The following is a 10,252-nucleotide window of genomic DNA, read 5'->3' on the forward strand; positions in this document are numbered from 1 at the left end:
GCAATGGCGCTTACTAAAGCAGAAGTAGCAGAACATTTATTTGAGAAAGTTGGGCTTAGCAAGCGCGACGCAAAAGATATGGTTGAAATGTTTTTTGAGGATATTCGCGAAACCTTAGAAAGTGGCGAACAAGTCAAACTTTCTGGTTTTGGGAATTTTGACTTACGTCAAAAAAGCGAACGTCCAGGCCGAAATCCTAAAACAGGAGAAGATATTCCTATTTCTGCTCGTAAAGTTGTTACTTTTCGACCGGGTCAAAAATTAAAGAGCCGTGTTGAAGATGGCAATAGTGATTAAATACCTTTAGTTCAATATCTGTATTAGCTCAGATCTAACATACTCAGTCCCTTACTCTAGGGCTTATATTATGTTAGATTTGAGTTAGATATTTTACTTTTATCTCTATCAAACTAGTTTTTGTTGTTTGCTTTATACATCTACTTCTTTGAATGCCACAATATAGTACCCATCAATTAACGCACTTTTTAATTCGGTATGAATTTTAAAGCGTTTTACCCCATGATATTTTGTCATAACATTTACAGTCATCATGGCGAAACTTTTATCACTAACGCCTGCAGATTCTATATATAGTTCCCATAAATTTTCAACCGTTTTTTGGTAATTAGGATCTGGATATGCTTTTTTCCACCAGTGCTCTTTATCTGGAATATCCTCTAAATTCCAACCTATAGCACTGTCAAAGCTACTATTTACATAAACTATAGGGTGGTTAAGGGTGCTATCTTCAAGTGCCAAAACAGCTATAGGTATTGGCAACATATCTAAAAACTTAGTAGGAATTGATGTGAGATCAGACAATTTAGCACCTTGATGTTAAGAAATATAAGAAAGGTATTTAGTTTTATGCTTAGTTAATTATAGTCATTGATTAATTTAACGGTTAATTATTTCAGCGGTTAATTGTTTAAGTGCCTTTTAATTGATTATTTTACTTTAGTTCATAAAAGAGCAAGATTAGTTTGGTGTTAATAGTGAGTTTATTACAAGTAAACTTAGCAATGAAGACAGGAAAAATCGCTGCTAGAGAAGTATTTTTTAAGCCGAACTCAGCTTAATTACTTTTATTTTAAAGCGTTGCAACAGTCGTTTGTTACAACGCTTATATGTCGTGTTATTATACGATTTTTAAGGCGGTTAGCTCACTTGAGTCAAAATCATCAACACTTATAATGGCTTTTCTTCCTTGCTCAGCTTTGATCAATAATTGTGCTTCGGTTTCGGTGATGGCATTGGCAGCTAAGCCTAATTTAGCAGCATTATCTAATTGATAAAAAGGTAATTTTTTATCAATAGCATCACATACTTTTTTAAATATAGGCTCGCAAGCAATAATATCTTCTAACGTTTGCTCTAATAAACCATAAACATTTTTACCATCTCTGGTCAGATATTGCCATTTACCTAATCTATCCCTTGCAGGACTCGGTGTTTGTAATAAATTTGCAACTTGGTGGTCTAAATTATCTGATGGTTTAGTTAGCCAAGTACCGAAAGGGAATATTACAGCCCTTAACGTACGTGCAAGCCAGCGATTCGGGAAGTTGCTTAACAGAGCATCTATGGCTTCTTGTATATTATATAAAGAATCTTCTACAGCCCACTGTAATAATGGTAAATCATCTTCTTGTCTGCCTTCATCATTAAAGCGTTTCAGACAAGCACTTGCTAGATACAGGTTACTTAACACGTCGCCTAAACGCGCTGATATACGCTCTTTACGTTTTAAATCAGCACCTAATGCCAACATAGAAACATCGCTAAGCATAGCTAAATTGGCGCTAAAGCGGGTTAACAGTTGATAATAGCGTTTACTTTTATCGTTAAAAGGTGCAGCTAATAAACGAGCGCCAGTAAGAGAACACCATAAACTTCGACTGATATTACTTATGCTAAACCCAATATGCCCAAATAATGCGTGATCAAAGTCATCTAACGCTTTTTCTGGGTTACTTTCATTTGCCGCTTGTAACTCGGCTAAAACATAAGGATGACAACGTATAGCGCCTTGTCCATATATAATTAAGCTACGCGTGAGAATGTTTGCACCTTCAACAGTGATTGCTATTGGTGCACCTTGGTAACCTCTAGCAAGATAGTTGTTAGGGCCCATACATATGCCTTTACCACCATGTATATCCATGGCATCAATGATCGATGAGCGCATTTTTTCTGTTAAATGGTACTTGGAAATAGCAGAAATAACAGAAGGTTTTTCACCAAGATCTATTGCGCCGGTTGATAATGTTGTAACAGCATCCATTAAGTAGGCATTACCACCAATTCTAGCAAGAGGCTCTTCTACACCTTCCATTTTACCTATAGGCAATTTAAATTGTCGGCGAATTCTACTATAAGCACCAGTAGCTAGCGCAGCAGTTTTTATTCCGCCAGCACTATTTGAAGGCAATGTGATTGCACGACCAACAGATAAACACTCAACCAACATACGCCAGCCGTGGCCAGCCATTTCACTGCCGCCAATAATATAATCAAGAGGCACGAACACATCCTTACCTTGAGTTGGACCATTTTGAAATGGTACATTAAGCGGGAAGTGTCTACGGCCTATTGTGATACCGTCTATATTTGTAGGAATTAGTGCACAAGTAATGCCTAATTCTTTGGTCTCGCCGAGTAAGCCATCAGGGTCTTCAAGTTTAAATGCTAGTCCTAGTACTGTGGCAACAGGTGCAAGCGTAATATAACGCTTGTCCCAATTTAGTTTTATTCCCAATACTTCTTTATCTTCAAATACTTGCCTACAAATGATACCCGTATCTGGTATTGCGCCTGCATCAGAGCCTGCTTCTGGCCCTGTTAATGCAAAACAAGGAATCTCTTCACCGGTAGCTAAACGTGGTAAGTAATAATCTTGCTGTTCTTTAGTACCATATTCTTGTAATAACTCTCCTGGGCCAAGAGAGTTTGGTACGCCAACAGTACTCGCAAGAACAGAGCTTACTCCTGTTAATTTTTGTAATACTCTTGATTGAGCAAAAGCAGAAAATTCAAGGCCTCCATACTTTTTCTTGATAATCATGGCAAAAAACTTGTTATCTTTTAAGAACTGCCAAACCTCTGGTGATAAATCTGCGATTTCATGGGTAGTTTGCCAATCATTAACCATGCCACAAACTTCTTCTACAGGGCCTTCTAAGAAGGCTTTTTCTTGGGCACTAAGTCGAGGTTGAGGATAATTATGTAATCTTGACCAATTTGGATTACCTCGAAACAGTTCAGCTTCAAACCAAGTAGTGCCTGCATCTATAGCTTCTTGCTCTGTTTCAGACATTTGTGGCATTATTTTTTTAAATAATGTTAATAACGGCATACTAATAAATTGTTGACGAATATTATCAATATTGAGGGGGAGGGCGATCACGGCAAAAAGTAACCAAGATACAAAACCAATAATATCGAATAAAGTGCCAACAACCATTAACCCCATAAATGCGAAAGTAAATGATGATAGCGAAGCTCGCGAATAGCTCATAAACCAAGTAAGTGAAAGAGCTAAAATTAACCAAAGTAAAATATCCACAAAATATCCTTGTTTTTGTTACATTGAATAAAAGTAATTGTATAATCTATATATAGATTATATTAACAAGATAACCAAGTATTTGTTTGGGTTATCTAGCTTTTATTTTACTTTGCAATTTTATTTCATTTGATTCTCTTTAAGGTTAATTATGTGTGAACTTTTAGCTATGTCGGCTAATGTCCCAACAGATATTTGTTTTAGTTTTAGTGGTTTAATGCAACGAGGTGGAAATACAGGCCCACACAAAGATGGTTGGGGGATCACATTTTATGAAGGTAAAGGTTGTCGAAGCTTTAAAGATCCACAACCAAGTGCACATTCACCTATTGCCGAGTTGGTAACAAGGTACCCGATGAAAAGTGAATCTGTTGTATGTCATATTAGGCAAGCTAATTCAGGTGGCGTTTGTTTAGAAAACACTCATCCTTTTATTAGACAAATGTGGGGAAAAAATTGGACATATGCACATAATGGTCAATTAAAGGATTTTCAAAAATCATTACCTATTAAATGGCACTTACCTATTGGTACTACCGATAGTGAGCATGCTTTTTGTTGGATTCTAGATCAGCTTCATTTTAAGTTTGCCGAGCAAGAGCCTTCAGCCGTAGTATTATTTGAGTTTATTGCAACATTAACCAGTAAAATTGACAACCTTGGTGTTGCTAATATCATTATCAGCGATGGCGAGTGTTTGTTTGCTTATTGTTCTAATAATTTACATTGGATAACGCGTCGAGCTCCTTTTGGAAAAGCAAGTTTGATTGACGCTGAAATGGCTGTTGATTTCCATCAGGAAACGACAGATAAAGATATTGTGACTGTGATTGCAACCCAACCTCTGACTGATGATGAAACTTGGCATAAAATGAGTGCCGGTGATTGGCACTTATTTCGGTTAGGTGAATCAATATCGTGTGGTAAAAAAGAATAATCAAATGAGAGCGGTAATAATTCAAACTCTAATAGCTAGCTGATGCAGCACACTTGATAGGATGATAAATAGAGTTATCATCTTCTCGCTATTTCACTATGCCTTTTTCTGTTTTCACATTTAACGTATAGCCTGATAGCTGGGCTTCAAACTGTTCGTTTCCTGCTTTAGTTTGGTATAACTTTACTAATAAGTAATCGAGTTCAGGGGCAAACCAAGCATAAGTAATACGTTCTATATCTTTGATTTCTCGTTTGAAACGTACAGTTTTGATCAAACCGTAGGGAAGAATCAATTCCTCTTCGCCATCATATTCATAGATATAATCTTTAATTGATCCGGCAGTATTAATCACCGAGTAAGTATAGGTTTTTTGGTTAGCATCAGCTATAAGGTTTAATCGGTGTTGAAGGTGATAGCTGAGTTTATCTTGTAGATTATTAGAAAAATCTACTGTATGCGTTCTTTTACGTTGAAGATCCTCTGCTTGATTTTCTGCTGCATTGAAAAGCCATTCGTAATGTTTATCTTTACCTGTACCTTCTCTACTATATTTATAATGCAGAGGTGTTACTTGATTATCATTAATTGTTAGAATTGAGGTTTCACTGCGTGTTTGTGAAAAAATAAGCCATTCAACATAAGTTTTATAGTGGTAGTCTATGCTGCCATCAGTTTGATAACTTAATGCTCTAACGGCGGTACCGACTGGGTTGGCTTTATGAAATACAGTATATTCAGCTGTAAATTCAGGAATAATATTTTTATATTGGTTATTTTCTTGATTGTGAGTTATTACTTCCTCAGCAGTATTGGCAAAGCTAGTAGTTGATATAAAAATGAGTATAAAGGCAGGTAAAAAAAAGAAAGAGTGTTGTATTGGCACGGTTTATCCTGAAAAAGTATAAAGGTAAAAATTAACTACCTTTATACTAACAGTTTATTCGTCGTTCGCATAACCTGAAATTGGGAGAATATTATTATCTAATATTGCTACTTCACTTTTATCTTTAGTTTCCATTCTTAAACGATTTTGACATAACCATTTCACAACTAAAGGATAAATTCTATGTTCTTGTTCATGCACACGAGCAGCTAAGTCATCGCTAGTATCCCCATCAAATACAGGCACTTTAGCTTGTAATATAACAGGACCACCATCCAACGTTTCAGTAACAAAATGTACACTTACACCGTGTTCTTTATCACCAGCATCAATGGCACGTTGATGCGTATGCAAACCTTGATACTTAGGTAATAAAGAAGGGTGAATATTGATTAACTTTCCTTGATAATATTTAACAAAAGCAGGGGTTAATATACGCATAAAACCTGCAAGTACAATAATATCAGGAGCGAACAGATCTATTTGGGTAATAAGAGCTTGGTCGTAATCTTCTCGGCTCTCAAATTTTTGATGTGAAAGCGCGACAGTTTCAATGCCAGCATCTTTGGCACGAGTTAGGCCATAAGCATCAAGTTTATTTGAAATCACACCAACAACTGAGCCGGGGTAATCAGTTAATTTACAAGCATCGATGATTGCTTGTAAATTACTACCTTGGCCTGAAATAAGCACAACTATTCGGCTAGACATTTGCTTTCCTTATAATATTCACGATTAGATTTGTATCTAACTTAAGAAAAAACAACCTGTTCTTCACCGTCGGCTTTGTCAGCTATTGAGCCAATATGCCAAGCTTTTTCGCCGTGAGCAGTTAAAACTTCAATGCTTTGTTCAACTTTATCTTGAGGTACAACGATAATCATACCCACACCACAATTAAAGGTACGGTACATTTCGTGTTCGGTGATATTACCATTCTCTTTTAACCAATTAAAAATTTCAGGCCACTGCCAGCTTTCACCATTAATTACTGCTTGAGCTGTTGCAGGTAAAACACGTGGAATGTTCTCCCAAAATCCACCACCCGTAATATGTGAAAGCGCATGAACATCAACTTCTTTAAGTAATGCTAATACAGACTTAACATAAATTTTTGTTGGTTCGAGTAAATGTTCGCTAATCGCTTTTCCGTTAAGTAATTCACTTGTATCAGTATTATTAACTTCTAATACTTTACGAATTAATGAAAAACCATTCGAATGAGGGCCTGAGGCACCTAACGCTATTAATTGATCACCCGCAGCTACTTTACTACCATCAAGTAAGCGTGATTTTTCCGCAACACCAACACAAAAACCGGCAATATCGTAATCACCTTGATGGTACATGCCCGGCATTTCAGCTGTTTCACCACCAACTAAAGCACAACCTGCTTGAATACAACCTTCAGCGATACCTTCCACTACCGATGACGCAACTGCAACATCAAGTTTTGCTGTAGCATAGTAATCAAGGAAGAATAGAGGCTCAGCACCTTGTACAATTAAGTCATTAACACACATAGCAACCAAATCGATACCCACAGTATCATGTTTTGCTAGATCAATGGCTAAACGTAATTTGGTTCCTACGCCATCTGTACCTGCAACTAACACAGGCTCTTTATAGCCAGTAGGTAATTGGCAAACACTACCAAAACCACCTAAACCACCCATAACTTCAGGGCGATTAGTACGTTTTACTGCACCTTTAATGTTTTCAACAAGGGCATTACCAGCGTCAATATCAACACCAGCATCTTTATAACTTAAAGATTGTTTTTGTTCGCTCACAGGAAACCTCAAAAATTACCGATAGAATAATACCTAAATAAGCGCAAATTTTAGACTTACTAAGGTTTAAAAAGATGCGTATTCTAGCAGTGCAAGCGCATATACTCAAAATCTTTATCTTAATTAATCAATTTTTTTATTTCATTATTGTCTAATTCACTTCTATAAGTAGATTAGGTAAGAATTAACAACTATTTTCGGCAAGGCATTGATTGTAGTGATATGTATATTGATTTGATTATGATAGAATTGGATCTACATAATAGCTTGTTTTTTTTCATATGTTCAAAAAAATTAATTTTTTACTGTTTGTTATTCTTACTATTTTATCTTCTATGACGCTCGAAGCGGTTGAAATAAAAGATTTATATCAGGCCAGTGTTGCTATTAATTCTCAAAGCAGTGGTGATAGAGCCCATGCTTTGAAAAAAGCACTTGCCGCGGTGATGTTAAAAGTAGGTGGTGAGCAAAGTGTTTTAGATAATGAAATTATTAAACAATCATTGAATAATTTCGATTCATATCTGAATCAATATCGATACCAAGAAAAGTCAATCAAGGTTGAAGGTCAGCTTAGCTCGAAAAAACAATTATTCATTTTAGCAAGTTTTAATGAAGAGAAAATAAACCAGCTATTTCAACAAGCCAATTTACCTTTATGGGGTAGTTTGCGCCCACAAGTATTACTTTGGCTAATTGAAGAGCAGGGTTTACAACGTCGAATTATATCAAGTTCATCTGCTTCTACTTTACCTTATAAAGTTAATGAATTTTCGGCTCAACGAGGTTTACCTATTATTATGCCGTTAATGGATTTAACTGATTTGAGTCAATTAACCATTAGTGATGTATGGGGACGCTTTCAACAACCAATAAAAGAAGCATCGAACCGTTATTTAGCAGAAGCAATTGTTGTGATGAGAATTTCAAATTCAAGTTTGATTACTGATAGTTATACAGATCAGTATACAGATACAGCTACAATTGAAACGAATGATTGTGATTTATCCTGTGTAGAATCAAAAGTAAAAAAACATAATTATGTGCTTGATTGGAGCTTACTAGATTGGGGGCTTGTCGAAGGACAGCAAAAATTGAGTCGACAATATGTAGGTGATGAACCTCAAGAATTATTGCAACACGGCTTAGCTGATATAACAGAGTTAATTTATCAACGTTATGCTTTGTCTACAACGAAACAAAACGATTACATTATTGAAGTAGCTAATATAGATAGTTTAGCAACTTATGTAGACGTATTTAATTTTTTAAATAATTTATCTGGCGTAAAGTCGGCAACATTACTCAGTGCAAAAGGTAGTGCAAGACGGTTTAATCTGCAGTTACTTGGCTCCAGTGATGCTTTACTTGCTTCATTAAAACTTGATAATACACTTGTTCAAATCATTGACCCTTTAGCTCAATTCAATACACCTTCACCAGCAGAAGGTGAAGGAATATTGGTACCAATTTTTAATTGGAGCAAGTAATGAATAAAACAGCGCAACTGGCTTTATCTGTGCAACTTCCAGATGATGAGATTTTTGATAGCTATTTAAGTGAATCAAATAGTGCTGTAGTCAGTCAATTATCTCTTTTTGTAGAAAATACTTTGCTATCTAGCTCAAAACAACCTAATTGTTTTTATTTGTTTGGTTTATCAGGGGTTGGTAAATCACACTTATTACATTCTGCTAGTGCTTACGCTTCTCAATTAGGTAAAACATCAGTTTGTTTATCTTGCGCCGAATTATTACAACTATCAGTTGAAGTCTTAGATGGTTTAGAATCAATCGATTTTATTTGCTTAGATGATATTCAATTAATTGCGAATAATGAGTTATGGCAGCAAGCTATTTTTGATCTGTATAACCGAGTTTTAGAGCAAAATAATAGTTTGTTGATTAGTGGCGACCAAAGTGCTGTTCAATTAGGTTTAACTTTGCCTGATTTAGTGTCTCGTTTAAGTTGGGGATTAACAGAACAACTTAAACCGCTAAATGACATTGAAAAAATATCTGCTTTGCAATATCGGGCGTCAAAGCGTGGTTTAATGCTGAGTGATGATGCTGCAGCCTTCCTTCTTAATAGGTTATCTCGTGCAATGACAAATTTAATAGACTCATTGGATGTGTTAGATAAAGCTTCTATTAGAGAGCAACGTAAGATCACTATTCCCTTTATCAAAGACATTCTAAATATTGCTTAATGCTACTTGATATCGATGAACCTTGTAGTTTAATTATTAAAATAAGAGAGTAGGATGAAAACAGTAAATTTTGACGAGAATAGCATTGCTCCTTCTAAAGTTATTTGTATTGGTCGCAATTATGTTGACCACATAGCAGAGTTAGGGAATGAAGTACCAGATGAAATGGTTGTATTTTTGAAACCCAATTCAGCGATTTCCTCCCAATTAATATCGTTTCATCATGAAAAACTACATTATGAAGCTGAATTATGTTTTTTATATCAAAAAAATGATCCGAAAGATAAAAATGAACAAGGTAAGTTTACTGCAGTTGCTATTGGATTAGATTTGACTAAACGTGATTTACAAGCAAAATTAAAAGCGAAAGGTTTACCTTGGGAACGTGCTAAAGGTTTTGATGGTGCTGCATTATTTAGTGATTTTGTTGCGATTGATACTATTGATAATAGCTTACAGTTAGAATTAACAATAGATGGTAAGGTTATGCAGTCAGGCGGTGTTGAATTAATGATGTATAAACCTGATACTATTTTAGCTCAGCTTAGCAGTTTTGTTACGCTTGAAGACGGGGATATTGTAATGACAGGTACACCTAAGGGAGTAGGGGAGATTGTTGCCGGTAGTGAGTTTATAGGTAAAGTAAAAAAAGGCAATGAAACACTTATCTCTGCTTCATGGTTGGCTAGCTAAACCTATATATAAGTGTATTAATAAGAGCGTTAGTTTATTACGCACTAACGCTCATCAAATTTAAAGCTTGATATTAACGTTAAACTTTAAACTGTGCCACAATCTTTGATAGACGTTGCTCAAGTTGAATAAGTTCATTCGTCGTATTCGCCAGTTCACCAGCTCGCTC

General features: G+C 35.7%; 10 protein-coding genes. 5 read left to right on the forward strand and 5 right to left on the reverse strand.

All coding sequences use genetic code 11. From position 1 onward, the window contains the following. The first annotated feature begins 3 nt into the window (after window positions 1-3). Window positions 4-297, forward strand: coding sequence for an integration host factor subunit alpha (locus Q4496_RS16590; RefSeq protein ID WP_159820640.1), 294 nt, complete (start codon window positions 4-6; stop codon window positions 295-297). A 132-nt stretch (window positions 298-429) separates the two neighbouring features. Here Q4496_RS16590 and Q4496_RS16595 read toward each other — a convergent pair whose 3' ends face one another. After that, window positions 430-822, reverse strand: a complete 393-nt coding sequence (locus tag Q4496_RS16595) for a hypothetical protein (RefSeq protein ID WP_252727460.1) — start codon at window positions 820-822, stop codon at window positions 430-432. Window positions 823-1,138: 316 nt separating this feature from the next. Next, window positions 1,139-3,565 carry an acyl-CoA dehydrogenase FadE gene (fadE, locus tag Q4496_RS16600; protein ID WP_215972852.1) on the reverse strand — a complete coding sequence of 809 codons (2,427 nt, stop codon included), beginning with the start codon at window positions 3,563-3,565 and terminating at the stop codon, window positions 1,139-1,141. 151 nt (window positions 3,566-3,716) lie between these two features. On the opposite strand from fadE, the gene Q4496_RS16605 reads away from it, so the two are divergent. Beyond that, on the forward strand, window positions 3,717-4,502 hold the full coding sequence (locus Q4496_RS16605) for a class II glutamine amidotransferase (protein ID WP_303603075.1): 786 nt from the start codon (window positions 3,717-3,719) through the stop codon (window positions 4,500-4,502). An 88-nt stretch (window positions 4,503-4,590) separates the two neighbouring features. Here the strand turns inward: Q4496_RS16605 and Q4496_RS16610 are convergent, their stop codons facing one another. Genes Q4496_RS16610 through purM form a run of 3 tightly spaced genes read right to left on the reverse strand, consistent with a single transcriptional unit; the run spans window position 4,591 to window position 7,181 of the window. Continuing rightward, window positions 4,591-5,388, reverse strand: a complete 798-nt coding sequence (locus tag Q4496_RS16610) for a DUF3108 domain-containing protein (protein ID WP_303495782.1) — start codon at window positions 5,386-5,388, stop codon at window positions 4,591-4,593. Between the two features lie 54 nt (window positions 5,389-5,442). Next, window positions 5,443-6,099, reverse strand: coding sequence for a phosphoribosylglycinamide formyltransferase (gene purN / locus Q4496_RS16615; protein ID WP_215972850.1), 657 nt, complete (start codon window positions 6,097-6,099; stop codon window positions 5,443-5,445). A 41-nt stretch (window positions 6,100-6,140) separates the two neighbouring features. Beyond that, a complete protein-coding gene (purM, locus tag Q4496_RS16620; protein ID WP_215972849.1) occupies window positions 6,141-7,181 on the reverse strand; it encodes a phosphoribosylformylglycinamidine cyclo-ligase in 1,041 nt (346 codons plus the stop codon). Window positions 7,182-7,462: 281 nt separating this feature from the next. Between purM and Q4496_RS16625 the strand changes: the two genes are divergently transcribed. From Q4496_RS16625 to Q4496_RS16635, 3 genes are read left to right on the forward strand one after another with little or no spacing between them, the layout of a single operon-like run. Further along, window positions 7,463-8,671 (forward strand): DUF2066 domain-containing protein, encoded by a 1,209-nt coding sequence (locus tag Q4496_RS16625; RefSeq protein ID WP_215972848.1) that lies wholly within the window; start codon window positions 7,463-7,465, stop codon window positions 8,669-8,671. Beyond that, a complete protein-coding gene (gene hda, locus Q4496_RS16630; protein WP_215972847.1) occupies window positions 8,671-9,390 on the forward strand; it encodes a DnaA regulatory inactivator Hda in 720 nt (239 codons plus the stop codon). The genes Q4496_RS16625 and hda overlap by 1 nt, the downstream gene beginning before the upstream one ends. Window positions 9,391-9,444: 54 nt before the next feature. After that, a complete protein-coding gene (locus Q4496_RS16635) occupies window positions 9,445-10,083 on the forward strand; it encodes a fumarylacetoacetate hydrolase family protein (RefSeq protein ID WP_303610854.1) in 639 nt (212 codons plus the stop codon). The last annotated feature ends 169 nt before the right edge of the window (window positions 10,084-10,252 follow it).

Origin of the sequence: Colwellia sp. 5_MG-2023 (assembly GCF_030547795.1) — a bacterium.
In the GTDB taxonomy this organism is placed as follows: domain Bacteria; phylum Pseudomonadota; class Gammaproteobacteria; order Enterobacterales; family Alteromonadaceae; genus Colwellia.

Coding starts and splice junctions, on each gene's coding strand:
- hda (WP_215972847.1), top strand. CDS start 8,671: ATGAATAAAACAGCGCAACTGGCTTTATCTGTGCAACTTCCAGATGAT.
- Q4496_RS16590 (WP_159820640.1), top strand. CDS start 4: ATGGCGCTTACTAAAGCAGAAGTAGCAGAACATTTATTTGAGAAAGTT.
- Q4496_RS16635 (WP_303610854.1), top strand. CDS start 9,445: ATGAAAACAGTAAATTTTGACGAGAATAGCATTGCTCCTTCTAAAGTT.
- Q4496_RS16605 (WP_303603075.1), top strand. CDS start 3,717: ATGTGTGAACTTTTAGCTATGTCGGCTAATGTCCCAACAGATATTTGT.
- purN (WP_215972850.1), bottom strand. CDS start 6,099: ATGTCTAGCCGAATAGTTGTGCTTATTTCAGGCCAAGGTAGTAATTTA.
- Q4496_RS16625 (WP_215972848.1), top strand. CDS start 7,463: ATGTTCAAAAAAATTAATTTTTTACTGTTTGTTATTCTTACTATTTTA.